The 21,723-nt window shown below is 58.3% G+C and carries 26 protein-coding genes and 1 pseudogene; 24 read left to right on the top strand and 3 right to left on the bottom strand.

The features are described 5' to 3' along the window. The first annotated feature begins 424 nt into the window (after positions 1 to 424). From PMPD1_RS22625 to PMPD1_RS22610, 4 genes are all read left to right on the top strand, one after another. Complete coding sequence (locus PMPD1_RS22625) at positions 425 to 1,624, top strand: AAA family ATPase (protein WP_173636405.1); 1,200 nt, start codon at positions 425 to 427, stop codon at positions 1,622 to 1,624. Beyond that, positions 1,621 to 2,589: a ParB family protein gene (locus PMPD1_RS22620; protein WP_435529747.1), complete on the top strand. Its 969-nt coding sequence runs from the start codon at positions 1,621 to 1,623 to the stop codon at positions 2,587 to 2,589. The genes PMPD1_RS22625 and PMPD1_RS22620 overlap by 4 nt, the downstream gene beginning before the upstream one ends. 461 nt (positions 2,590 to 3,050) lie before the next feature. Further along, complete coding sequence (locus tag PMPD1_RS22615; RefSeq protein ID WP_354292950.1) at positions 3,051 to 3,296, top strand: hypothetical protein; 246 nt, start codon at positions 3,051 to 3,053, stop codon at positions 3,294 to 3,296. Positions 3,297 to 3,374: 78 nt separating this feature from the next. Then, on the top strand, positions 3,375 to 4,103 hold the full coding sequence (locus PMPD1_RS22610; protein WP_173636403.1) for a hypothetical protein: 729 nt from the start codon (positions 3,375 to 3,377) through the stop codon (positions 4,101 to 4,103). Positions 4,104 to 4,135: 32 nt separating this feature from the next. Here the strand turns inward: PMPD1_RS22610 and umuC are convergent, their stop codons facing one another. Together umuC and umuD are read right to left on the bottom strand one after the other, a co-directional pair. Then, positions 4,136 to 5,410: a translesion error-prone DNA polymerase V subunit UmuC gene (gene umuC / locus PMPD1_RS22605; protein ID WP_173636410.1), complete on the bottom strand. Its 1,275-nt coding sequence runs from the start codon at positions 5,408 to 5,410 to the stop codon at positions 4,136 to 4,138. 8 nt (positions 5,411 to 5,418) lie between these two features. Continuing rightward, positions 5,419 to 5,838, bottom strand: a complete 420-nt coding sequence (gene umuD, locus PMPD1_RS22600) for a translesion error-prone DNA polymerase V autoproteolytic subunit (protein WP_173636409.1) — start codon at positions 5,836 to 5,838, stop codon at positions 5,419 to 5,421. 893 nt (positions 5,839 to 6,731) lie between these two features. Between umuD and PMPD1_RS22595 the strand changes: the two genes are divergently transcribed. Continuing rightward, positions 6,732 to 7,577: a hypothetical protein gene (locus PMPD1_RS22595; protein ID WP_173636402.1), complete on the top strand. Its 846-nt coding sequence runs from the start codon at positions 6,732 to 6,734 to the stop codon at positions 7,575 to 7,577. Between the two features lie 20 nt (positions 7,578 to 7,597). Next, the gene (locus PMPD1_RS22590) at positions 7,598 to 8,038 is read left to right on the top strand and encodes a hypothetical protein (RefSeq protein ID WP_173636401.1); all 441 of its coding nucleotides are present in this window, start codon (positions 7,598 to 7,600) and stop codon (positions 8,036 to 8,038) included. A gap of 19 nt (positions 8,039 to 8,057) precedes the next feature. Here PMPD1_RS22590 and PMPD1_RS22585 read toward each other — a convergent pair whose 3' ends face one another. After that, positions 8,058 to 8,729: an SOS response-associated peptidase family protein gene (locus PMPD1_RS22585; RefSeq protein ID WP_173636400.1), complete on the bottom strand. Its 672-nt coding sequence runs from the start codon at positions 8,727 to 8,729 to the stop codon at positions 8,058 to 8,060. Positions 8,730 to 9,130: 401 nt separating this feature from the next. On the opposite strand from PMPD1_RS22585, the gene PMPD1_RS22580 reads away from it, so the two are divergent. The 18 genes and pseudogenes from PMPD1_RS22580 (at position 9,131) to PMPD1_RS22495 (ending at position 21,075) form a co-directional block, all read left to right on the top strand. Continuing rightward, on the top strand, positions 9,131 to 10,054 hold the full coding sequence (locus tag PMPD1_RS22580; protein WP_173636399.1) for a DUF1281 domain-containing protein: 924 nt from the start codon (positions 9,131 to 9,133) through the stop codon (positions 10,052 to 10,054). A gap of 36 nt (positions 10,055 to 10,090) precedes the next feature. Next, positions 10,091 to 10,342: a hypothetical protein gene (locus PMPD1_RS22575; RefSeq protein WP_173636398.1), complete on the top strand. Its 252-nt coding sequence runs from the start codon at positions 10,091 to 10,093 to the stop codon at positions 10,340 to 10,342. Further along, the gene (locus tag PMPD1_RS22570; RefSeq protein WP_173636397.1) at positions 10,339 to 10,680 is read left to right on the top strand and encodes a hypothetical protein; all 342 of its coding nucleotides are present in this window, start codon (positions 10,339 to 10,341) and stop codon (positions 10,678 to 10,680) included. The genes PMPD1_RS22575 and PMPD1_RS22570 overlap by 4 nt, the downstream gene beginning before the upstream one ends. A gap of 308 nt (positions 10,681 to 10,988) precedes the next feature. Further along, on the top strand, positions 10,989 to 11,669 hold the full coding sequence (locus tag PMPD1_RS22565) for a DNA methylase (RefSeq protein WP_173636396.1): 681 nt from the start codon (positions 10,989 to 10,991) through the stop codon (positions 11,667 to 11,669). Next, entirely contained in the window at positions 11,669 to 11,890 is a 222-nt protein-coding gene (locus PMPD1_RS22560) for a YubE family protein (RefSeq protein ID WP_173636395.1), read from the top strand. The genes PMPD1_RS22565 and PMPD1_RS22560 overlap by 1 nt, the downstream gene beginning before the upstream one ends. Before the next feature lie 53 nt (positions 11,891 to 11,943). Then, positions 11,944 to 12,234, top strand: coding sequence for a DUF1380 family protein (locus PMPD1_RS22555; protein ID WP_173636394.1), 291 nt, complete (start codon positions 11,944 to 11,946; stop codon positions 12,232 to 12,234). A gap of 52 nt (positions 12,235 to 12,286) precedes the next feature. Continuing rightward, positions 12,287 to 13,114 carry a YubG family protein gene (locus PMPD1_RS22550; RefSeq protein ID WP_173636393.1) on the top strand — a complete coding sequence of 276 codons (828 nt, stop codon included), beginning with the start codon at positions 12,287 to 12,289 and terminating at the stop codon, positions 13,112 to 13,114. A gap of 402 nt (positions 13,115 to 13,516) precedes the next feature. Next, entirely contained in the window at positions 13,517 to 13,939 is a 423-nt protein-coding gene (locus PMPD1_RS22540; protein ID WP_173636391.1) for an antirestriction protein, read from the top strand. A 244-nt stretch (positions 13,940 to 14,183) separates the two neighbouring features. Next, entirely contained in the window at positions 14,184 to 14,672 is a 489-nt protein-coding gene (locus tag PMPD1_RS22535; RefSeq protein ID WP_173636390.1) for a cytoplasmic protein, read from the top strand. 668 nt (positions 14,673 to 15,340) lie between these two features. Further along, positions 15,341 to 16,726, top strand: a complete 1,386-nt coding sequence (locus PMPD1_RS22530) for a DUF3560 domain-containing protein (RefSeq protein ID WP_173636389.1) — start codon at positions 15,341 to 15,343, stop codon at positions 16,724 to 16,726. A gap of 47 nt (positions 16,727 to 16,773) precedes the next feature. Then, positions 16,774 to 17,337, top strand: coding sequence for a methyltransferase (locus PMPD1_RS22525; protein ID WP_173636388.1), 564 nt, complete (start codon positions 16,774 to 16,776; stop codon positions 17,335 to 17,337). 784 nt (positions 17,338 to 18,121) lie between these two features. Beyond that, entirely contained in the window at positions 18,122 to 18,655 is a 534-nt protein-coding gene (locus PMPD1_RS22520) for a single-stranded DNA-binding protein (protein ID WP_173636387.1), read from the top strand. A 49-nt stretch (positions 18,656 to 18,704) separates the two neighbouring features. Next, positions 18,705 to 18,938: a DUF905 family protein gene (locus PMPD1_RS22515; RefSeq protein WP_173636386.1), complete on the top strand. Its 234-nt coding sequence runs from the start codon at positions 18,705 to 18,707 to the stop codon at positions 18,936 to 18,938. A gap of 65 nt (positions 18,939 to 19,003) precedes the next feature. Further along, positions 19,004 to 19,285, top strand: a complete 282-nt coding sequence (locus PMPD1_RS22510; protein WP_173636385.1) for a hypothetical protein — start codon at positions 19,004 to 19,006, stop codon at positions 19,283 to 19,285. A gap of 35 nt (positions 19,286 to 19,320) precedes the next feature. Then, the gene (gene psiB, locus PMPD1_RS22505; RefSeq protein WP_173636384.1) at positions 19,321 to 19,758 is read left to right on the top strand and encodes a conjugation system SOS inhibitor PsiB; all 438 of its coding nucleotides are present in this window, start codon (positions 19,321 to 19,323) and stop codon (positions 19,756 to 19,758) included. Beyond that, positions 19,755 to 20,486 carry a plasmid SOS inhibition protein A gene (locus PMPD1_RS22500; RefSeq protein WP_173636383.1) on the top strand — a complete coding sequence of 244 codons (732 nt, stop codon included), beginning with the start codon at positions 19,755 to 19,757 and terminating at the stop codon, positions 20,484 to 20,486. Before psiB ends, PMPD1_RS22500 begins: the two co-directional genes overlap by 4 nt. Before the next feature lie 40 nt (positions 20,487 to 20,526). Next, positions 20,527 to 20,628: pseudogene (locus PMPD1_RS22835) on the top strand (helix-turn-helix domain-containing protein); the annotation flags it as partial. Between the two features lie 60 nt (positions 20,629 to 20,688). Beyond that, positions 20,689 to 21,075 carry a hypothetical protein gene (locus PMPD1_RS22495; RefSeq protein WP_173636382.1) on the top strand — a complete coding sequence of 129 codons (387 nt, stop codon included), beginning with the start codon at positions 20,689 to 20,691 and terminating at the stop codon, positions 21,073 to 21,075. Positions 21,076 to 21,723: the final 648 nt, after the last annotated feature.

Below are 21,723 nucleotides of genomic sequence, written 5' to 3'. Positions count from 1 at the left end.
ACTTTAGCTATCTCCCATATGAATGCCCTCTGAGGCCGCTCTGGCTCTGACTTCAGAGCGTTTTAAAAAAAAGAAAAAAGATTAAAATTTAAAAAAAGATTTAAAAAAAAAGCCTGTTAATAAACGCAGTCAGGCAAACGACAGCATGGGAAACAGCTAAAGTATTCAGCATCAGGAGTATGGGAAATAGCTACACATCAGCTTCGGTCTTCACTGCTTGTATGGGAAACAGCACAAGTTTTGCATTCGAGTGACCGTCGAATACCCAGGCATCGAAGAAATTACGCTTCCTCGTTCAGACAAGCAAAGCTTGTCCGAACTGCGGCGAGCGTTGCAGGTTAAAAATATATAAACATGTTTACATTTACGATTTTATGTAGGATTATCGTTTTTGAGTTGAATTTCTACATAATTGGAAACTGTCATGACTAATACCACGCAGCTCAATAAAGTAGCACAGCGTTCAGAGAAAATGCTTGCTTCACTGACCGATCAGATTCAGACACAAAAAGATGAATTACAAAAAAATGATTTTTACCAGGTATATGCTAAAGCAGCGCTCTCCAAACTTCCTAAACTGACGCGTGCAAATGTTGATTATGCTGTCTCAGAAATGGAAGCGGGCGGTTACATTTTCGACAAGCGCCCTGCTGGTTCAACATTAAAGTACGCGATGTCAATCCAAAACATCGTTGATATTTACGCACATCGTGGAGTACCGAAATACAGAGACAGATACGCGTCTGCGTTTACTGTTTATATCGGCAATCTCAAAGGTGGAGCTTCAAAAACGGTTTCAACTGTCTCACTTGCTCATGCTCTCAGGGCACATCCTCATTTACTGTTTGAGGATCTGAGAATACTGGTGATTGATTTTGACCCACAGGCATCAGCCACGATGTTTCTCAACTATCAGAAGGCCATTGGCATCGTAGAAGAAACCTCAGCACAGGCACTTCTACAAAACGTCAGCAGAGAAGAGCTGTTGACTGATTTCATTGTTCCCTCAGTCGTTCCCGGGGTTGATGTAATGCCAGCATCAATAGATGATGCATTTATTGCATCAAATTGGGATGCATTATGCGAAGAGTACCTGCCCGGCCAAAACGTTAATTTTATTTTAAAAGAAAACGTCATTGAAAAACTGAAACACGATTACGACTTCATTCTTGTGGACAGCGGACCACATCTTGATGCATTTCTTAAAAATGCTATCGCTGCTGCAGACCTTTTGATGACTCCAGTTCCTCCCGCACAAGTAGAGTTTCATTCGACGCTCAAATATCTAACCCGGCTTCCTGAACTCATCGAATTGATTGAATCTTCCGGAAATCAAAAGCTGTCACTGCTTGGCAACATTGGTTTTATGACCAAACTGGCCAATAAAGCTGATCACAAAATAACCCACAGTCTTGCGAAAGAAATTTTCGGAGGTGACATGCTTGATGCGGTTTTACCTCGCGCTGATGGTTTTGAGCGGAGCGGAGAATCATTTGATACGGTCATATCTGCTGACCCTTCAACCTATGTCGGAAGCAGCGAGGCATTAAAAAATGCCAAAACGGCAGCAGAGGATTTTGCTAAAGCTGTTTTTGATAGAATTGAATTTATTCGTGCGAATTGAGGTATGAAATGAGGAAAACAATAGGCAGAACGTTTGAAGCACCCAAAAATAGAACTGAAGGTGATGAAAGTGAGGCTCAGCTTTTCTTATTATCTTCCGGGAGAAAGGTCTATTTTAAGCAAGTTATTATTCCGGCCGAAGAAGTTGAAGAAAAAACATTCGTCGTACAGGAAACAAATGGCCGTGATCAGCTGGCCCTGACACCTGAATCGTTAAAGAACATAACTAAGACTATTAAATTTCAGCAGTTTTTTCCCTGTATTGGCATTGAACGACCTGAAAATAAAATTGAGATCATAGATGGCTCAAGACGGCGTGCGTCCGCCATTCTGGTTAATGCCCCATTAAAAGTTCTCGTAACTAAAAGCGCCTTGACTACAGAAGAAGCCCGGCAACTGGCGCGTGATATCCAGACAGCACTTGAACACAACTTACGAGAAATAGGGCTGAGATTACAGTCTTTAAAAGCCGCAGGTTATAACCAGAAAGAGATTGCCCAGTTAGAGGGGTTATCACAAGCTAAGGTTACGAGAGCACTTCAGGCTGCTAGCGTATCAAATGAACTTGTGTCGGTCTTCCCGATCCAGGCAGAACTATCATTCTCTGATTACAAAACCTTAAATGGCATCGAGGAAACTTTAACAAACAAAAACCAGAGCCTTGATGATCTTCTTAAAAATATTCAACCCGAGCTACAAACTGTACAGGCAGACTCTTCACTGGCTGACGATGAAATTAAACATCGGTTTATGCAAATTATCAGCCGTGAATTAAGACTGCTTACGCAAGAATCTAAAGACAGAGCTCTCGTTTCATCGCTGTGGTCGTTTCAGAATAAAGATCAATTTGCCAGGAAGCGTGAAAAGGGGCGGATGTTCACGTATGAGTTTAATCGCCTGTCTCGCGAACTCCAGTCAGAGCTGGATACAGCAATAGCAGGTGTATTGAAAAAGCACTTGAACTGATTTTATAGAAATGTGTTCGGCTCTGGTTCGCCATTAAAATTTCAAAGCTAACTGTCTGATTTTAAAGTTACTGTATGTGGAATTTCACGATGAAATCGCCAAGTTCGATCCTTTAAATTATAGGGATACTTTCAGTGATATATAGTAAAAAAACAAAATTTTCGCCAGTCAGTTTTTTGACTTATATGATTGAATTTAAATGTTTTTTATGATGAATTTCATCGTGAAATCGCCAGTAATGCCTAGTGACTATATTCCGGTAAGGTTACAGTTGGACTGATTGGGTGAAAACGTTCCTTCCAGGGGATAAAAGAAAAACAACGACTGAGACCGGCACGTTGTTTCGATGCCACACGGCAGCGCTGAAGACCGGATAAATTCGTTCTTCTCCTGCCGTTCTCTATCTACTAATTCAGTGTTAAGGCCCCTATGGGAGGCATGTGTACACACAAGAAGGGTTGATGATGAATAAATTGACTTTATATGTATCAGGTTTCTTGGGGCTAAAAAAGTTATCAGGTAAAGACAGAAAAAGCACGGCTGAGTGGGGCTTCCTTTTCAGCATGATCTTCATTGTTCCTCTGCTGTTGGGGTTAACCGACAGTGAACCAGTGAAAATCCTGCTTCAGTTTATCTGGGCATGTTTTGTTACCCGGTCTGGTTTCCTTGCACAGGAAACTTGGAAAAAAGATAAGCAACAGCGCTGAGGCTAAATTTTAAATTTCTAATGAACTTGAACGCATCACGTCACGACAGTCTGAGACTTTATAATCAAGGTAGACACCATGAGCAGCTTCAGCAATATTCTGCCAATTAACATCACGCACCCGGGATTTGACCGCAGCCACAATGGCCGGTATTTCCAGACCAAAGACCTGGATATGGAATACGGTATGGAAGAATACTGTATCTTTAACGGGCAGCTCTATCAGAATTTGAGTAAAGCCGGGGCCGGTTCGGAGGCTGCCGTACCTGTGCCGTATACGGGCACAGTAGATATTTACACGTCAGTCAAAGAGTGCGATGGAAAGCTGATTTACTGGGTAGAATACCGGCTCGGGATTGAAGCAGGTAAACTCATGTCTGTTGAGTTGATGGACAAAACGCTGCAGGAAGACCTGCGGGACCTGTCTAAATTACGTCCGGCCAAACCGGCCAACAAGGTGGAAGTCACGATCAGCGTGAAGGAGCTGAGCGGGGAAAGGCAACAGGCATTTGCGGCCTCGCTGACGGATGAAAAACTGGCGCGTATCCGGGATATTATCGGCGAGCCGACGGCATCCATTTTCTTTCCGGCCGTACCTGTAGTGGACGGGATTAATCACCCGTTCTTTTACTGCCCGTCAGTGATGACTGTGGCCTCTGTAGTACAGAACGTGGAAGATTTACGCGGTGCGACTGACCTAAGCCTCAATGTTGTCTCTCCTGCAGGCGACAGGATTGTGGTTATCGATGAGTTACATATGAAAACCGGCTCTCACCGGTTCAGCCCGGGTGACATGAAATCTGAATGACGTTCGTCAGGTCATCCGCTAAGCGCGCTGGATCATATTACACGGGCAACCGGTATATCGCTCCAGCGTGTTGTCCATGCCGGTGACAGCATGTCCCGCTTCATTTTCCACTCCGTATCAATTCCCTGACCCGCAAACCAGACCGAACCCAGCCCCGACTGGTTTATCCCGTCCAGAACTTTCATCAGCTTAGCGCTGTTTTTCCGGGGACGATCTTCATCGAACAGGTTCAGCTGACTGACGCCGTACGGCGTAAAGTCACCGAGCATGATGCCCGCTTTCATATACCGGTGGCCATCCAGCCAGATGCGGTCAAGCGCGCGCATGGCCACGCCGATAATGTCCCGGGTATCCTGAGTGGGGAGAGTGAGTTTTTCCCCTGCCGTGTTGCTGTAAAAGGTCTCGCCGGCCGTATGCGGCGAGGTCCGGACAAACACGCTGATGTGCCTGCAGTACTGGCGTTCGCCACGCAGCTTCTCAGCTGCGCGCGTGGCGTACTGGCAGAGTGCCTGCTGCATGGCCAGTTTCGTTGTGATGCGGGAGCCGAAACTGCGGCTGCAGACTATCTGTTGTTTTGTCGGCGGCATCTCCTCCAGAGGAATGCACGACTCACCGTTAAGCTCGCGGACCGTTCGTTCAAGCACCACCGAAAAATTCTTCCGGATGAATGCCGGATGCGTGCGCGCCAGCTCCAGTGCGTTCGTGATCCCGAGCAGGTTGAGTTTTTTTCCGATACGGCGCCCGACGCCCCATATTTCCTCTACCGGCTGTCGCATCAACAGCGCCTCTGTCCGCTTCGGATTGTCAGATGTCAGCGCCAGCACGCCTTTAAACTGGGGCCATTCTTTTGAGGCCCATTGTGCTGATTTCGCCAGCGTTTTGCTGGGGCCACTGCCTACGCCGATGGTCAGGCCCGTGGTGGCCAGCACGTGGGCGCGCAGGCGCCGGCCAAAATGCTCAAAATCCTCGCAGCCATCAATGCCGGTCAGGTTCAGGAACATCTCGTCAATGGAGTATTGCTCAACCTTCGGCGTCATTTCTTCAAGCGCCGACATCACTCTCTGTGATAACGAATGGTACAGCGCATAGTTGGAACTGAAGACATGCACCTTTGCCGGAAAATCCTGTGTTTTTATCTGAAACCAGGGCACCCCCATTTTTATGCCCAGGGCCTTTGCGGCCTGGCTGCGGGCGATCACGCAGCCGTCATTGTTTGAGAGGACCACGACAGGCTTCCCGCGCAGATCGGGCCTGAAAAGAGCCTCACAGGACGCATAAAAGGTGTTGACATCGGCCAGACCAAACATCGGCATGACTACCTCCGCGCCCGGGTGCTGTGAAAAAACCAGGTGACCACGCCAAGCAGCTGCAGTTCCTCCGGATAAATGACGGGATACGCCGGGTTCATCGGCAGCAGCGCAACCTGCGGATGCAGCTGAAGGCGTTTCACGGTGAACTCCCCGCTGACCTCAGCGATCACGATGTCACCCTGGGCGGCCTGTTCTGCGCGATCGACGATCATGACATCGCCATCGTACAGACCCAGCTCTTCCATGCTGCTGCCGCTGGCCCGGACAAAAAAAGTGGCCGCGCGCCGGGTAATGCACAGTTCGTTCAGGTCCAGTTCGGCCTCGACGTAATCCTGAGCCGGTGAAGGGAAGCCGGCCGCGCAGCGGTCTGCGAAAAGCGGAATACGCAGGGCTGAAGGGCGTTCAGCGGGGCTGAGCATAATCATCCGGGAAGTGGAAACAGGCTGTTTCATTGTGCCGTTCTCCCTGCCTGACACCGGCGTTAATTTCTGTGACTCTGCCATGCTAATACGCTCTCGCTTAATACTGTATCGATATACAGTATTATTGAGTAAAACCGGCATGACAAGGGGAGGAAGGACTGGTCAGTGACCGGTAAAACTTATCCTGCTGAGCCAGCTAATAATTTTTTTTAAAATAATTTCTGTGAGGGGAGGGTGTAAGCGGACTTTGCCGGCAGCGGTGAAATGACGCTTCCTCGGCCTGGATGTTCGTTCCTCGCTGCGCTGCGGTACGCCTCAGCCAGGCGCTGCGGCGAGCGTTACCTTTTCTCTTTTCAGGCAATAATGACCTGGCGACTCCGTATCCGGGGGCTCGTTATGCCAGCCGGATGACAATCACCGCGGTAACGGTGAGGCGTGCCGCAGGCTGAGCGGGGGAAATTGACACGCGACCGGCGGGATTTTATAGTGGCCACTCTGCCGTACAGGCAGCTAAGAAACTCCGGTCTAAGAACCACTCGTACACTGCCGGACAGGCAGCTTAGAAAAATATTAAGCACTCATGCTCTGGTCATTGACTGCCGTACAGGCAGACTGAAACAGTACACAACGGCGGCGACTCTGCTGCCGTTGTTCAGTCACGTCAGTGATGATGCTCATTTTCCGTCAGGTGCGGTACGCACTTCATCCCGTTTTCGCGTCGTTCACTCCTCTTCCACCGCATTCCTTCGTTTGCCTCAGCCTGCCAGTGTTCACCGGTATATCACGGCTTATTCCGGAATTTACCGTTTTTCGATAATTATTTTGATGTAAAAATTGCTTGTTTACCGTTTTTCGTTAAACTAAAGGTAAGTCAGGTACCACACGGGATATAAACCATGCATTATGAATTCGCCCTGGATTCGCTGAACGAATTCCGCAAACGCTCCGGGAACGGTGACTTCGAATTTATTAAAAACTGGGCAACGGAGCCTGAAATGCTTGCCTTTGCCGCCAGTAACGGTGACAGCAAGGCGGCGGATATTTGTCGTACCATCAGTGGCATGACGGGATACAGCAAGCCAACCGCAAAGCAGAAGGCGGCGCTGGCCGTATCCATGCTCAGCGGTCGCACCGCAAAAGATATCCTCATTGCCGTCTACGGTGAAAAAATGGCGGCGTTATTTGCTGAACAGGAGGCGGCTGAGCTGGCCGGCGATCCTGTCCGTGCTGAAGCAGCGAAATCCGGCATTAAAATCTCCGGGCGGCGCATCGCGTTCGGGCTGATAGCGGAATGGATTGCTAAACCTTCTCACGAAGAAGAGGGGGTGACGTACCGTGCCAGTGAGAAAGCGGTCGCCATGCTGGAAGATGAGAACGCCGATCATAACGGACCGGGCGGGCTTGTCACCGCAGAGATTGCCGGAGAGCTGATCGTGGTTACGATGCGTGAACTCAAAAAGCTGGGGCAGAAAGACCATTTCGTTAAGCAGTTTGAAACAGAAACCACAGATTTAAAAACGTATATCGATAAACATTACGCAAGCCAGCGCGAGTTCGCGCAGGCCATGGGGGTCGCGGACAGTAAAGTCAGTCTCTGGTGTAAAGAGGGCTGGATTGTCTACGGTAACCACCTCTGGAGCTCAAAGCGCTCGCTGCCCGCGACAGACAGTGAGCGCGCTATAAACATACCTGCGACAGGCCGGAAAATACAGGCGGCCGGCGGCGCCGGAAAGGATGACTAAACGTATGAAGGGAGCATGTCATGAAAGCCATTATCATCAGATATCAACACGGCGATAGCGAAACAATCCGTATCCTGGGTTGCCTGGACGCCACCGAACGTGGCGCCCGCCTGCTGGCGTGGGATGCAGCAAATCATCCCGCCGTTAACTATGAAGAGGAAGAATATCAGGGAGGAGAGTGTGTTGATGTGTCGGAAAAGCTTGAGACGCAGTACCGGCTGGCAGTGTGGCATGACTCTTATTCGGAAGACGGCCGCCTGGTCGCCAGTCACTCCTCCGCGGCATTTCGTTTCTATGTTAACCACGTCCTGTTAAACCTGGTCATGGACAGTGACGGCCGGCTTAGTTTCCGGGATAAAACTGACAGCGCCTCCGGCAACCTGCTTTCTTCTGTCGAAGCCGCCTTAATCAGTCCGGAACACGACCCGGAAGACGTCGAAAAATATTTCGACAGCTTCTGAGTGCGGGCGGCGGCCAGAATCAGAGCGGCCGGATAAGATCTTCACCCTGGTTTTTAACGTTGCCCACCGCCCGGCTGACCGGATGCCAGCGAAAGCATTCCGCGGGAACGCTTTCCCGTTTCGCAATCTCTTCAGCCTGATCCGCCGGGGTATCCTGCCGCAGCCAGGTAAGCGCGGCCGCCGGGGGCAGCACCAGCGGGCGACGGTCGTGGATATCGATCAGCCCCTGACCGGCAGGTGCCGTCACCACAACAAAGCCCCCGTTTTCGTCGTCCCGCTCAAATGGCGTGCTGCCGATTGCCGCCATACAAAGCGGCTGGCCATCCTGGCGGTGTATAAAAAAGGGCTGTTTGCCATTCCCCTCACGTTTCCATTCATACCAGCCATCCGCAAAGACTATCGCGCGACCGTGTTGCCACAGTGCCCGGAACATCTTCCCTGACGCGGCCGTTTCAACTCTTGCATTGATGAGCGGGGGTTTATGCCACCACGGCGGGGCGTATCCCCAGTGAACGGCATCGAGGTGCAGACGCCGGTTACGTTCGCTCAGTATCAGCACCTTTGTCCCGGGCGCCACATTGTACCGGCTGACCGGTTCCGGATCGTAAGGGATGTCCCGCTGAGCCGGGTCTGCATGAATGTATGACAGATAATCTTCACGCGTGCCGTACTGGGTAAACCGTCCGCACATGGTCTGTCTCCTCCGGTGATTACTGTAAGGATAGTCGCCTGTTTTCGTCCGGGTGAAAGTCCGGCCGGAATAAGCCCGCGCGTTCACGCTAAAGCGATGTCGCGTTGCTCCTCATCTGACCGGCGCCATTGCTCCGCCCGGCGCCATAAAACCCGCCATCTCCCGTTTCCACCCGGTGGAAGAAGCCTCCGCCCGTTTTGCTGCGCCGTGCCTTCACGGTAGCCGGGCCGCTTCGCCGTCAAGGGTTCATGCTCGCCCGTTCCCCACCGTGCGCGGGACATTCAGTCCGCTCCGGCGGCGCGTGCGGCCTGCGCTGAATCCCTGGCCTGCTTTGCTTTACGCCCGTCTGTTGTGTCGGCACGGCGCAGGACGCCGTGCAACCATCAACTGAGGAGACGAACATGCCGAACTGGTGTGCGAACCGGCTGCTGATACGCGGTCAGGAAAACGAAATAGCGCGCGTGAAGCAGCTGCTGAACGATGAAGGGTATCCGGCGTATGCGCGGGCGGAGGCGGAGGGGATCCAGTTGTTGATGGCCGGCTGCGCGGGGCTGCTGCGCCCCGTCAGCGCAACAGGCTATGCCCCGTACCCGGCACTGACCGGAGAGGGGCCGGGGGATGACACGCCGCAAAACCGCGCGTTTACGCAGTGGCTGCAGCTGCTTAACGACCAGACGGCACTCACGGAAGCGGCGTGCGCCACGCTGCATGAGCTGTGGCTGGCCAGCGGTATCAGCGGACGCACGTGGGACACCCTGACGGGCGTGCAGCAGGAATACATCCGCGCGCTGTGGGAGCAAAAGCGCCACGACTGGTCTGGCGCATTCTGCATCAACGGGACGGAGGAGAGCTGGAACCGGCTCTGCCGGGGCGAAGGATACACCCGGCGGGCACCCCTGCTGGACATGCAACTGCTGCTCCCGACGCGCCTCGATGTCGAAATTAACGGCTTCAACGGCGGCCTGCTGGACGGCGTGCCGTCAGGGTACAGCTGGTACGTCAGCCATTACGGCGTCAAATGGCCACAGGCGTTTGTGGATATCGCGTTTCAGGACGCGGTGTCGGTGACAGTGGATTTTGACACGCCCTGGTCGCCGCCCGCCGAAGCCGTGCTGAGCGCGATGAGCAGCCGCTACGGTGTCAGCATCGAACACTGGTACGCCGAAGCGGGCGGCAGCTTCTGCGGTCGCGCGACGTATGAAGGCGGCGACCGGACGCTGGTGCAAAGCGCGGAGCTGGAGTGGGGTGAGGAGGATGAAGACGGGGGCTGTGAGGTGGCAGGGCCGGACTGGATCATGAACAACGTGGCGCATTTTGGCGGCTGAACAACGGAGGCGGCGGGGTATCCCGCCGGACAAACCATGAACAACACGCAACTGACCATCGCCGGGCTGATCCGCAGCCTGGCGCGTTTTGACCCGGCTACGCCCTGCGTGGGTCATATCTGGGTGGCCGATGATTTTGAGGACATTAACCCGGATCTGACGCCTGATGAAGTGATCGCCACGATTGCGCTGGCCGACCGGACGCTGGATGCGGAAAGCAGCCTCAGCTGGTCTTTTCTGTGCGACTGCGCGGAGACAATACTGGCACAGAGGGAGACTGACGCATGAACAGCTGGCTGATTTCCTTTCAGACAGATCGCGCCGGGCGCGATGCGGACGTGCACCTGCTGCTGCCCGGAGAGGCGTTTACGCTGGCTGAAGCGGCGTGCGACCGCATGGGGGCAACCTGGTGGCCGGACGGCGGCCCGCCGGATACGCAGGGCTGCTACTGGCGATGGCCACAGGGAACCGTCTGGCTTAACCGCATCACGCTGCTGAGCGAGCGGGAAGCGGCTGACCTGAACGGGCTGAATTTTCTGGAGGCATGGACGGTAGAGGGTACCCGCCACGCGCCGGTTATCCGGGATGCGGGCGGCACCGCCTGGGAGGACGCATACCGCGCCTGAATAACGCGGAGGCCGGTGACGGCCTCCGGTCAGCCGGACGTTAAAAAGGCAGTCGCTGCGCTCCTCATTCATGCCGCCATCCGGCGGGGTAGTGGGGGCGCCGTGTCCTCACGGTAGCCGGGCGGCCGTTCAGGCAAGGGAAGCTGTCGCCGTCCTGCTCACCCGTTCCCCGCCGTGCGCGGAACATTCAGTCCGCCCCGGCGGCGCGTGCGGCTTGCGCGTTCGCCCCTGCCTGCCCGGCTGTTCGCCCGTCTGTGTGGAGGCCACGGCGCCATATCCGGTGCCCTCTTACAGAAAGGAGTAGCGTTATGTCACGTTTTATTCTGGGCGATTCCGTGCAGGTGATGGCCGGTTTCCCGTCTCAGGCCATTGATTTCATCCTGACCGATCCGCCGTACCTCGTCGGCTTTCGCGACCGTTCCGGGCGCACCATCGCCGGCGACACCACCGACGAGTGGCTCCAGCCCGCCTGCAATCAGATGTACCGCGTGCTGAAAAAGGATGCGCTGATGGTGAGTTTTTACGGCTGGAACCGCGTTGACCGCTTTGCGGAGGCGTGGAAGGCCGCCGGTTTCCGGATTGTCGGCCACCTCGTTTTCGCCAAAACCTACGCATCAAAAGCCACCTTTGTCGGCTACACGCATGAGTGCGCGTATCTGCTGGCAAAAGGGCGCCCGCAGACGCCGCTTAAGCCGCTGCCGGACGTGCTGCCCTGGAAATACACCGGCAACCGGCATCACCCGACCGAAAAGCCGGTCGGCAGCCTGCAACCGCTGATTGAGTCCTTCACGGCGCCCGGCGCCATCGTGCTCGACCCGTTCGCCGGCTCCGCGTCGACGTGCGTCGCCGCCGCCCGGGCAGGACGCCGGTATATCGGCATCGAGATGCTGCCGCAGTATCACGCCGCCGGCACGCAGCGCCTGGCGATGCTTCGCCGCGCCATGCAGCGCCCGGCCGCGAACGACGACTTTCTGCCGGAGGCCGCGTAATGAACTATTCCGGACACGAAACGCTGCGCGCCGACGTGGCGGCGCTGGCAAACGGCATGTGCGACCTGCGTACCGAACTGAACCGCCTTGAATCGCAGTACCGCTATGACGCGGAATCGCTCACAGAACGGCTGGCACGGCAAACCTTTTGCCGCATTAACGCCCTGTTTGTGGAGGCGTATCGGCAGGTGCTGGCGCTGGACGACTGCTTTAAAGACTGACCGCACCGGCCGGGTGAACCCCGGCCGTCAACACCTGATACGGAGCAAAAACCATGTACGGAACCCGAAAAGAACTGACCCGCGAACTGAAACGCATGTTTGCCGCCGCCGAGCCGCTGGCCATTCTGGTCTGGACCGCGGACAGCGTAAGCGCGCTGGCGGAAGCGTCCGCCATCACGGAGGACGAAGCGGAGCGCGTGCTGGCTGAGATTGGCGCCATCACGATGGACGACCACCAGGCGGAAGGCGTGTCGGTCGCCACGGTGCGGGACCTGCTGGCAGGTATCCGGGAGGCAGGGGGCGCGGGATGCCCCGGGCGCCGTCCCGGCCTGTTAAAAGCCTGATTAACCGCGCCGCCACGGCGGCGTGAGTCCCCTTTTTATGAGAGTAAAACCGATGAGTAACAGTACCGCCCTTACCGCCCTGATTTGCCGCCGCACGCTTGACCTGCTGACCGCGTGCGGCTGGCCCTCACAGACCGGCGTTATCCATACGGAGCCGGTGCGCACGCCGGGCCGCGACCAGGTCACCGTCTGCGTGCGCCTGGATGCCGGCGAACTGATCGCGTTGCTGGCCCGCCTCGCACCGGGCGCGGACCTTTCCCCGGCGCAGCGCCGGACGCTTGACGGCGCGGTTAACGCGCTGGCGGGAACGGGGGCCGAAATGGTCCTGTACTGCGATCCCCGCGCCCATGCTTATGCCCTGGTGCCGCCCGCACCCGGAGACAGCACGGTAATTGTGATGCCGTTCTGGTTCGAATGGCTGACCGGCACGGAACGGGAAGTGGTAACGGACGTGATACACCGGTCCGTCCGGATGGTCTGCCTTCAGGCAGAGGCGGAGGCGCGGCGTCTGCGCGCCGCCATGACGCCGGCGCCCGCAACGCCGGTCCCCCTGCGCCGGACACGTAATTTTACGCTGTATGCGCAGGAGACGGCGGGCGTGTACTGGCTTGACGGCGATTCGCAGCCGGAAGAGATCCGGCGCGTGCTCGCCGCCATTCTGGATGACAACGCGCGCTATTGCGCCGTCCGGCTAACGCTGGTGAGCGAGGTGTGGCGGATGCAGCTTGCCCACGGCGACACGCTCCCCGTTTTACGGCGTCCGGACGAGCCGGCGCGGCGCTGGCTTGACCGGGACGTGGTGGACGACGTTATGACCCTCGCCAGAACGGAAATCCGGAGCACGCTTAACGCGCACCGCACCTTCATCCGGGCGCGATGAATGGAAGAGGGGCCCCGGCCCCTCATAACGGACGATAAGGATGTCGCGCCGCTCCGCGCTGATGCCGGCCCCGCCCGTACCGGACGCGACCGGACCGGAATACGTACTCTGCCGGCACCGTGCCGGTGACGGGCGTTGCCGTGCCGCTACTGTAGCCCGGCCGCTGCGATTGCAAGGGTTCGCTGCGCCGCCATCCTCACCCGGTCGCAGTTTTTTAATGCTGCTCTGCGTTCTTCCCGTTGTTTTCCGGCTCAGGTTTCGCCGCAAAACCGTCCAGACCGCGCCGCCTTTTTCTGCGCTGCGGCTTCCGGTGGCGCCCCTGCACTCTCCGCTTTTCGCCGGGCTGGCGTATCGTCACGGCACCACCCGGTGTTGCGTTCCCTGAAACTGCGGAGGTTTACCATGCACCATGCAAGCACTGTCCTGAACGTGGAAGAGTCCGATCGTCTGTCCTTTCTGCCGTACCTGTTCGATAACGATTACCTGCTGGCCGAACTGTTCGTTTATCAGATGGCCAGAAACCATCTGCCGGCGTATGAAGGCGGCAGATGGCACTTCATTCGCCTGCCGGAGGGCGGCGGCTACATGATGCCCGACTGCGGCCCGGTTCGCCTGGTCAACCCTGAAACCGGCTTTGACGACACGGTCGGCGCCGAGGCGGCGGGAATTATTATCACCCTGCTGACCATCAACCGCCGCTGCCGCACCCATCACGACTGCGACAACGCCGCGCTGACCCGCCTTTACCTGCTGCGTGATGCCCAGCTCTGGCATTTCGCAGAAGCGCACCCGGAACGCGCCGCGATATACGCCGCGCTCAACTGACCCGGCGGGGCGGCAGGTCCGCCCCCTGACTTTCCCGTTTCCGCTGCCGGGCCTGCCCGGTGAGCCGCCGGTGCGCGCGCGAAAAACCCGGCCGCCTCCGGCGGCGGTGGCGTGGTGGTCCGGCTGCCTGCGGCACCCGTCCCCCGCGCCACCGGTGCATGACGGGAGACACGGCGCTGGTTATCCTGACAGATTAATGCTAATGTATGCATACACTAGCATTAATACAGGCGAAGGGGGCAGGATGGACGGGGGATCACCGCTGGATCAGGCACGGGATAATTTCTACCGGAATCACAGCTACACCCTGGGCGATCTGGAGCAGGATTACCGGACGGAGCTGCTCAGATACAGCAATGACGCCTGGGAAGCGCCGCAACGCGCGGCCCGGCTCAGCGCCGCCGTGAAGCGATATAAAACGTATCAGATGCTCTGTTTTATTTTCGACATCGCGGAAGAGTCCGGCCTGGATTTTACGCCGCTGGTCGTAAAAAGAGTGTGCGCGCACCTGTTTGGCCGCCAGGGTAGCCAGAAGCTGATCGTGGATATTTTTGGCCGGAAAGGGCGGGAGAACCGCAGCCCGGACAGCGCGCCGTCGGTGACCGAAAGCACGGCCGGAAAATACCAGCAGGCGGCGGACGCGCACTGGCAGAGGACGATGAAGGATATTGAAAAAGTGAAGCGGGATTACCAGACGGCGATCAGCGCGTCGAAAAAGCCGGAGAACGCGTAGCCGGCATCTCCGTAATAAAGCTAATGTATGCATACGTTAGCATTAATATTAATTTACCGGCTGCTTCCGGCAGGGTAGCGCGGTTTTCTGATCCGTTTCCGGGAGCTGGCCTGTTTTTTAAGCATGAACGATCAGCAAAACGCAGTACAGGGCCCGGTGCCTGTTCGTCCTGCCATCCTGCGTAGTGATGCAGTACCGGTGAATTGCCGGTTTCAGGGTTTTCCCGGTAATGCCGGCGGAATGCAGCAAGACGGGCAGGGGGGACCGGGCGTCCGGGCGCTCTGTCATGCTGCGCACCGAGCCGGCAGGCCGTCTCTGCCCTGGCCCGTTCCGGGCCGGGTTTCCATCACTGACGCAACTCCCCGCAGCCAGCTTACGCTGGCGCTTTCACCACGCCGGCCATAAAGCCGCCGGCGCTCTGTGGAGCGGAACGGCTTTCGCTGCGCCACCGCCGTTCCGCCCTGTGACAGGTTTCATCCCCGCCGGGGGGAACGTTTGTGCGTAATTCTGACCGTCGCTGTGCAGCAGACCACACCCCCTCGCTCCTTCTGGCAAGGCTGAAATGCACGCCTTCGGCGGCCTTGCCAGCGCTCCGTGGCGTGGTCCGTGCTTTGTGCGACGACGAATACTCACAAATGCATCTTCAACCCCATAAGGAGAACTGAAACATGTCACTACACAACGTCCAGGGCGCGACAACGAAGCCTACAAATGCATCATCTGAAAACCACGTCCAGGAAGGGCAGGCATACCGGGCGACCTATTCCCCGGATGACAACAAGCTGCGCCTGTATGCGCAGTTCCGCCTGGACGAGGAAACCTACAGCCGCGTTAGCGCTGCCGGGTTTAAGTGGGCGCCGAAACAGGAATGTTTTGTGGCCCCGGCCTGGGCGCCGTACCGGGAGGATGTGCTGATTTCGCTCGCCGGCGAGATTGGAGATGACGACGGCACCCTCTTTGAGCGCCAGGAAGTCCGCGCGGACCGTTTCAGCGGCTACAGCGAAAAACGCGCCGCCGAATCAGAGCAGACGCTGGCCGCCGTTGACGCGATGGCGTCGGCGATCCCGGCCGGGCAGCCCATTCTGGTTGGCCACCACAGCGAGCGCCGCGCGCGCCGCGATGCGGCAAAAATTGAGCGCGGGATGGAGCGCGCCGTGATGCTGTTTGAGCGGGCGGAATACTGGGAAGAGCGCGCCGCCGCCTCGCTGCGACACGCAAAATACAAGGAGCGCGCCGACGTGCGCTACCGCCGGATCAAAAAAATTGAGGCGGATTTACGCAAGGCCGAGAAGGAAATGGCTGAGGCTGAGAAGTTTATCAAACTCTGGCGCTCCGAAAAGCTCAATGGCGCGATGGCGCTCGCCATCAGCAATTATGATCATCTTTCCTGCCGGTTCCCCCTGGAGAAGTACCCGCGCGCGCCGGAAAAAAGCCAGTATGAGGGCAGCATGAGCCTTTACTCCGCGCTGGCTGATGAAATCATCACGGCGGAACAGGCGCGCGATATTGCCGTACCGGCCCATGAGCGCACCATCCGCCATTATCAGCGCTGGGCGACGCACTACCGCAACCGCCTGCGCTATGAGCGCGCCATGCTGGACGAATCCGGCGGCGTGGTAACCCGTACGCAGGAATTTCAGCCGGGCGGGCTGGTTCAGAGCCGGGGCGAATGGCTGAAAATCATCCGCATTAACAAAAGCCGGGGCGAGGTCAGTTCCGTTGTGACGCCGCACTACAGCTTTATGCGTCTCGCCGGCACGATGAATCTTACCGTTGACCGCATCACGGATTATTCGGCTCCGGAGGCCGGTGAGGCACAGGCTGCCCTCGCGGCGGCAAAGCGTCCGCCGATCGTCAACTATCCGGGCGAGGATTTTCTGAGCATGACAAAAGCCGAATGGGCAAAAACGCACGCGGATTATAAGGCGGTGCGCGGCGTGGCGGCCACGGAAGCGCACGGCGCTTACCGCTTCCGCCGCGTGATGGATAGCGGCTACAGCCTCGTTAACGTCTATATCAGCGACATGAAAACGGTCGCCATCCCCGCTAAATAACCCGCTTCCCCCGGAGGTATCCGGGGGAACCCTGAAAGGACGAAATAATGCACGGTGAACTGAAACAGCGCATTGAAAACATGCGCGCCAGAATGGCGGCGCGCACCCCGGTGGCGGAGGTGTCTGTGGCCTCACAGCTTTTTGTCACGCCCGATCCCGTCTGTGCCCGGCTGGTGATGCTTGCCGGGATGCGTGACGGCGACACCGTCCTGGAGCCCAGCGCCGGTACCGGCGCTATCCTGCGCGCCGTCCGGGACGTGGCGCCGGGCGCGGAATGCGAGGCGGTTGAGCTGGATTACCGGCTGGCGCAGCACCTGACGCAAACCTTTGACGGGGTGCGGGTCACCTGCGGTGACTTTGCTGCGTTCACCCCGGCGCGGCGCTACAGCAAAATTCTTATGAATCCCCCGTTTCGACACGGGCTGGACATGAAGCACATTCGCCATGCGCTGACGCTGCTGGCGCCGGGCGGCATGCTGGTTGCCGTTTGCCCGGACGGGCCACGCCAGCGGGCCACGCTTCAGCCCCTGGCGGAGGTGTGGGAGCCGTTACCGCGCGGCACGTTTGCCTATACGGACGTGGCGACAGCGGTTCTGGCCATCGCGGGCTGATATGCGTCCGGGCAGGGGTGAGCCGCCGCGCCCCTGCCTGGACCTGGCGTAAACCCCGCGCGCCTGCGGCGCAGGGAAGGGCCACGCTGACGCGCGGCCCGCCTCCCGCCGCGTTCGTGTGCCTGCCCGGTGTCTGTTCGTCCTGCCATCCTGCGTAGTGATGCTGTACCGGCGGATTGCCGGTTTCAGGGCTTTCCCGGTAATGCAGGCGGAATGCAGCAAGACGGGCAGGGGGGACCGGGCGTCCGGGCGCGCTGTCATGCTGCGCACCGAGCCGGCAGGCCGTCTCTGCCCTGGCCCGTTCCGGGCCGGGTTTCCATCACTGACGCAACCCCGCGCAGCCAGCCGTGGGCTGGCGCTTTCACCGCGCCGGCCATAAAGCCGCCGCCGCTCTGAGGGGCAACGCCGTTTCGCGCCCGCGCGTCCCGGCGTTGCGCCGGATCCCTGCTCTCCCGTTAGCCGGTTTTTCACCCGTCTGAGTCCGTTCGCCGGGGCTGATACAGCCACAACCCGTCTTGCAGTCCAGGGGACGGCCAGGGCCTTTCGCAATAAATTTTTTCCGGCCATTTCATTAGACCGGAAAAATTTTCCCGCTCACCCCCGGACAGCCGCACCGGGCCGTGCCCGTTTACGCCTCCTGCGGCGTACGGCTCTCAAACGGGTGAAGGTTTCAACCAGCGGGAGCGTGCAGCAGGTCCCCGCAACACGTCAAAACCGCGGCCCCGACAACTCAACGGGTGACGGTTTTTTAAAGGCAAAAACAGGCGATTTAAGGAGATTCATCATGGCGAGCAGAGGCGTTAATAAAGTCATTCTTGTGGGCAACCTGGGCCAGGACCCGGAGATCCGCTACATGCCGAACGGCGGCGCGGTGGCGAACATCACGCTGGCGACGTCCGAGAGCTGGCGCGATAAGCAGACCGGCGAAACCCGCGAGAAAACCGAGTGGCACCGGGTGGTGCTGTTCGGAAAACTGGCGGAAGTGGCGGGGGAGTACCTGCGCAAGGGGACGCAGATCTACGTCGAGGGCGCGCTTCAGACGCGGAAGTGGCAGGACCAGAGCGGTCAGGACCGCTACACCACCGAAATTGTGGTCGGTCCGGGCGGGGCCATGCAGATGCTGGGCGGTCGCCGCGAGGGCGCACCGCAGGAGCCGCAGCACGGCGGTCAGGCACCTGCAGCGCAGCCTGACGCGCAGGCGCCGAAGGGCGGAAAAGGCAGGGGCCGCGCCGCTAAGGCCGGCGCGCAGACGTCGCAGGAGCCGCCGCCGGCGGACTATCCGCCGATGAATTTTGACGATGACGGGATCCCGTTTTAGCCCTTACTTCGCCCTGCCACGGCAGGGCACCACCACAGGAATCTGCACCATGAATGAATCTCCGGCACCGGTATTACCTGACGGTACGTTTACGTACCAGGAAGCGGAAGCCGTCGCGAAGGCGTACGCCAACGTGACGATTGAGAACGAAATGATCACCCATTTCCGCCTGGTCATTCGTGACCGCCAGGGGCGTTTTATATGGGGCTGTTACAACTTTGACCACGAAGGCGGTTACTGGATGAACCGCAACCTGAAAACGTACGGCATCAGAAAGCCGTAACAGGCGCCTGACGGAGAAGCCACTCCGTCAGGCATGACAACCATCAACACAGCGAGGTATTAACGATGTCAGTAACAGAGTCTGCCGCAAACGCGGCAAAAAAACCAAAGAATACTGCCGGCGCGCCGAAAGCGCGTGCCGCCACTAAGGCCGTCGCCGCCGCGCTGACTGAAGCCGGTCACGCCGACGCGGTTCCCGCCGTCAGCGCGATGAAAAAGGGCGCGGCCTCGGTGCGCGCCGCAGAGCTGATTGCCGGCACCCGCTGGGTGCCCGGCTGGATGACCGCAGCCGCGCAGCCGGCGGCAGAAGACGATAACGAACCCACCGGCCCGGCTGTCGCCGCCTGATACGGAGGCCGCCCCGTGAGGGGCGGTAACAGAACATGCATAAACAACCCGTGATTACTGCCGGCATGCTGAACACCATGAGCACCGGCGAATATGAAGATTACCGCGCGTGCGGCGAGGAGTTTCGCCGCCTGCTGACACACGCCGTCATGCGTGAAATCGACATCCCCGCCGGCTGGGACGTCAACGGCGAGTACCGCAGCGAATTTGGCGGCCTGTTCCCCGTCCAGTGCCGTTTTACGCCACCGCACGGCAATTTCTGCATTTCGCTGTGCAGTCCGGGCGAACTCAGCCCGGTCTGGATGCTGGTCTTTATCGTGCAGAACGCCACGACCGTCTCGCTCATGATGACGTCAGACGCGTTCAGCCCGGCGCGCATCAGCCACACGCTCAGCCTCGCCGCCCGCCTGGACGCGGACGGCTACGGCTTCAGCGCCATCACCGGCACGCTGGCGATGGAGGGCTCTTTATGATCCCGAATGAGCGTGCGCTCGTGCCGCTGCGGCCCGAACGCCTGGCGGCGGTCCGCGCCATCGTCTTCGTCGAACAGAAGCGGGCCACGCAACCCGGCTGGGGAACGGCCCCCTATGCCCGCGCCTTCTTCCGGTTCCTGACCGGAAAGGGCAAGGTTTGCTGGAAAAACATCGAACGGATGACCGGTTACCGGTACGCGCGGCCTGATCGCCACGGCACGCTGGATGAATGGGAACGCAGCATCGATGTCTTCCTGAGCTCGCGCGGGCGCGTCTGCCCGCTGCCGCTGCCGGACACGCTGACCGGCGACATTTTCCCTGACGTGCTGTTTTCCCGTCGCGAACGCGACCGGCGGCGCAGCGGACTCTCTGCGGAGCAGTTCGCCCGCCAGAGCCGGCGGGAGGACAGCCAGGCGACGGCCCGCTATCAGAACCTCGTGGCGCGGGCGGAAATTGATCTGGCTTTTCAGACGCCGTCGACGCTGCGCGCGTGGTACGCGCACTGGTCGCAGCTGGACATTCATGACCATGACCTGGATCGCATGATGTGGAGCTGGACGACGCGGTTTCCGTCACTCCGCCAGCTTGAGCGCTGGCAGTTCCGGACGGATGCGCCGTCCTGGCATCTCGAAGCGGAGATTCGTGAAATGGCCCGGGCATCGGGCCCGGCTGAACAGGCCATGAATGTATGGCTTATTCCCAACAAATTAACGGAGCGGGCCGCATGAAAATAACCCCCTGAAACGCCATCTACACAGCTGCCGGACAGACTGGGAGTTGGGCAGAGCTAAGCCTAACGCTCAGGCCGTCCTGCTGATACGCATGGTTCAGCAAAACCCGGACACGCTGCGGACGCTTGCGCAGCTGTAAGGAAGATCCATATGCTATCCCCTTACCGCGCTGACTGACCGCGCGGCCCGTGAGGAGACGATGATGAGTTTTTTAATGCTGGGTTCACTGTTGAGCCTGGGTTATGCGCTGGCCTTCCGGTTTGTTGTGTCGGGCGAGATAAGCAGCCTGACATACTGGTGTGGCTATGCGATGTGTTTCGTGCTGGCGCGCCTGCTGGCCTCAGAGCATCCGGAGCCGGCAGGTGACTGGATAGTGATTAAACTTCTTGTGCTGGCCGCCGGCGTATTGCTGTGCGCGTGGGGCGTAATGAACCTGCTCGCTGACCCGGCTGCGGGCGCACCGGAAAGCGCTGTCATGCTTTACTCTGCCTCCCACGGCTGGCTAATACCTCTTTTGTCCATGATAACGGGTACGGGCATCGTGGCTGTTACGCTATATCGCATCCGGGCGCGCGTGCAGGCATAAACTTCGCCGCCCTGCCGTTAAAAAACCGGTGCTGACGCACCGGTCCTCTGCGCCCGGATGCGTATGGCGACCCTCTTCACATCTGATGCAGCTCCCGCTTTTTTCCTGTCGGTTCTGACTGTCCACCGCTTAAAAATACGTTTTAACAGCAACAGCGTGGGCCCCCTTCGGCTCCCCGTCCGTGCCGGCCGGGTCGTCGAGCCCCACTCCGCCAGGGCGGCGGTAAACCGCCGCCAGTCTCCGCCGTAACCCTGCGGGTTCCGGGCCTCCGGCTAGGGTCTGATGTCTGAGGTCAACGGCTGCAACCGGCTGTCGCCGGTGCGTTCACCGGGCGCGTTCGCGCCCTTTAAAGGCGCCCCGGCGTTCCGCCGTGTCGGGTGCGTTCCTGCCCGCCTGCCCGTCCGGAGAGCATATTCCGGTCGCCCGTTCGCGGAGGGCTGGTCGTAGCACAGTCAGATTCACTCCCGAAAGGGCACCGCTTCGCTGCCTCCTCACCCGTTCGCACTCGCTACGCTCGCTTGCGCTGCGGCTTGCGGGGGCTCCCTTTCTCCGTTCACTGCCGGTGCTACTTTGCCCTTCGCCGCGACTGGATCGACCGAAACATGAATGTAACCCGCAACAGGAGAAGTGCCATGAACCCACAGAACG

It is taken from the genome of Paramixta manurensis, assembly GCF_013285385.1.
Classification (GTDB): domain Bacteria; phylum Pseudomonadota; class Gammaproteobacteria; order Enterobacterales; family Enterobacteriaceae; genus Paramixta; species Paramixta manurensis.
This window is presented reverse-complemented; position numbering and strand designations above follow the sequence as displayed.

What these genes read in the sequence shown, in the direction of transcription:
- PMPD1_RS22625 (WP_173636405.1), top strand. Translation starts at nt 425, where the DNA reads ATGACTAATACCACGCAGCTCAATAAAGTAGCACAGCGTTCAGAGAAA.
- PMPD1_RS22615 (WP_354292950.1), top strand. Translation starts at nt 3,051, where the DNA reads ATGATGAATAAATTGACTTTATATGTATCAGGTTTCTTGGGGCTAAAA.
- PMPD1_RS22610 (WP_173636403.1), top strand. Translation starts at nt 3,375, where the DNA reads ATGAGCAGCTTCAGCAATATTCTGCCAATTAACATCACGCACCCGGGA.
- umuC (WP_173636410.1), bottom strand. Translation starts at nt 5,410, where the DNA reads ATGTTTGGTCTGGCCGATGTCAACACCTTTTATGCGTCCTGTGAGGCT.
- umuD (WP_173636409.1), bottom strand. Translation starts at nt 5,838, where the DNA reads ATGATTATGCTCAGCCCCGCTGAACGCCCTTCAGCCCTGCGTATTCCG.
- PMPD1_RS22595 (WP_173636402.1), top strand. Translation starts at nt 6,732, where the DNA reads ATGCATTATGAATTCGCCCTGGATTCGCTGAACGAATTCCGCAAACGC.
- PMPD1_RS22590 (WP_173636401.1), top strand. Translation starts at nt 7,598, where the DNA reads ATGAAAGCCATTATCATCAGATATCAACACGGCGATAGCGAAACAATC.
- PMPD1_RS22585 (WP_173636400.1), bottom strand. Translation starts at nt 8,729, where the DNA reads ATGTGCGGACGGTTTACCCAGTACGGCACGCGTGAAGATTATCTGTCA.
- PMPD1_RS22580 (WP_173636399.1), top strand. Translation starts at nt 9,131, where the DNA reads ATGCCGAACTGGTGTGCGAACCGGCTGCTGATACGCGGTCAGGAAAAC.
- PMPD1_RS22575 (WP_173636398.1), top strand. Translation starts at nt 10,091, where the DNA reads ATGAACAACACGCAACTGACCATCGCCGGGCTGATCCGCAGCCTGGCG.
- PMPD1_RS22570 (WP_173636397.1), top strand. Translation starts at nt 10,339, where the DNA reads ATGAACAGCTGGCTGATTTCCTTTCAGACAGATCGCGCCGGGCGCGAT.
- PMPD1_RS22565 (WP_173636396.1), top strand. Translation starts at nt 10,989, where the DNA reads ATGTCACGTTTTATTCTGGGCGATTCCGTGCAGGTGATGGCCGGTTTC.
- PMPD1_RS22560 (WP_173636395.1), top strand. Translation starts at nt 11,669, where the DNA reads ATGAACTATTCCGGACACGAAACGCTGCGCGCCGACGTGGCGGCGCTG.
- PMPD1_RS22555 (WP_173636394.1), top strand. Translation starts at nt 11,944, where the DNA reads ATGTACGGAACCCGAAAAGAACTGACCCGCGAACTGAAACGCATGTTT.
- PMPD1_RS22550 (WP_173636393.1), top strand. Translation starts at nt 12,287, where the DNA reads ATGAGTAACAGTACCGCCCTTACCGCCCTGATTTGCCGCCGCACGCTT.
- PMPD1_RS22540 (WP_173636391.1), top strand. Translation starts at nt 13,517, where the DNA reads ATGCACCATGCAAGCACTGTCCTGAACGTGGAAGAGTCCGATCGTCTG.
- PMPD1_RS22535 (WP_173636390.1), top strand. Translation starts at nt 14,184, where the DNA reads ATGGACGGGGGATCACCGCTGGATCAGGCACGGGATAATTTCTACCGG.
- PMPD1_RS22530 (WP_173636389.1), top strand. Translation starts at nt 15,341, where the DNA reads ATGTCACTACACAACGTCCAGGGCGCGACAACGAAGCCTACAAATGCA.
- PMPD1_RS22525 (WP_173636388.1), top strand. Translation starts at nt 16,774, where the DNA reads ATGCACGGTGAACTGAAACAGCGCATTGAAAACATGCGCGCCAGAATG.
- PMPD1_RS22520 (WP_173636387.1), top strand. Translation starts at nt 18,122, where the DNA reads ATGGCGAGCAGAGGCGTTAATAAAGTCATTCTTGTGGGCAACCTGGGC.
- PMPD1_RS22515 (WP_173636386.1), top strand. Translation starts at nt 18,705, where the DNA reads ATGAATGAATCTCCGGCACCGGTATTACCTGACGGTACGTTTACGTAC.
- PMPD1_RS22510 (WP_173636385.1), top strand. Translation starts at nt 19,004, where the DNA reads ATGTCAGTAACAGAGTCTGCCGCAAACGCGGCAAAAAAACCAAAGAAT.
- psiB (WP_173636384.1), top strand. Translation starts at nt 19,321, where the DNA reads ATGCATAAACAACCCGTGATTACTGCCGGCATGCTGAACACCATGAGC.
- PMPD1_RS22500 (WP_173636383.1), top strand. Translation starts at nt 19,755, where the DNA reads ATGATCCCGAATGAGCGTGCGCTCGTGCCGCTGCGGCCCGAACGCCTG.
- PMPD1_RS22495 (WP_173636382.1), top strand. Translation starts at nt 20,689, where the DNA reads ATGATGAGTTTTTTAATGCTGGGTTCACTGTTGAGCCTGGGTTATGCG.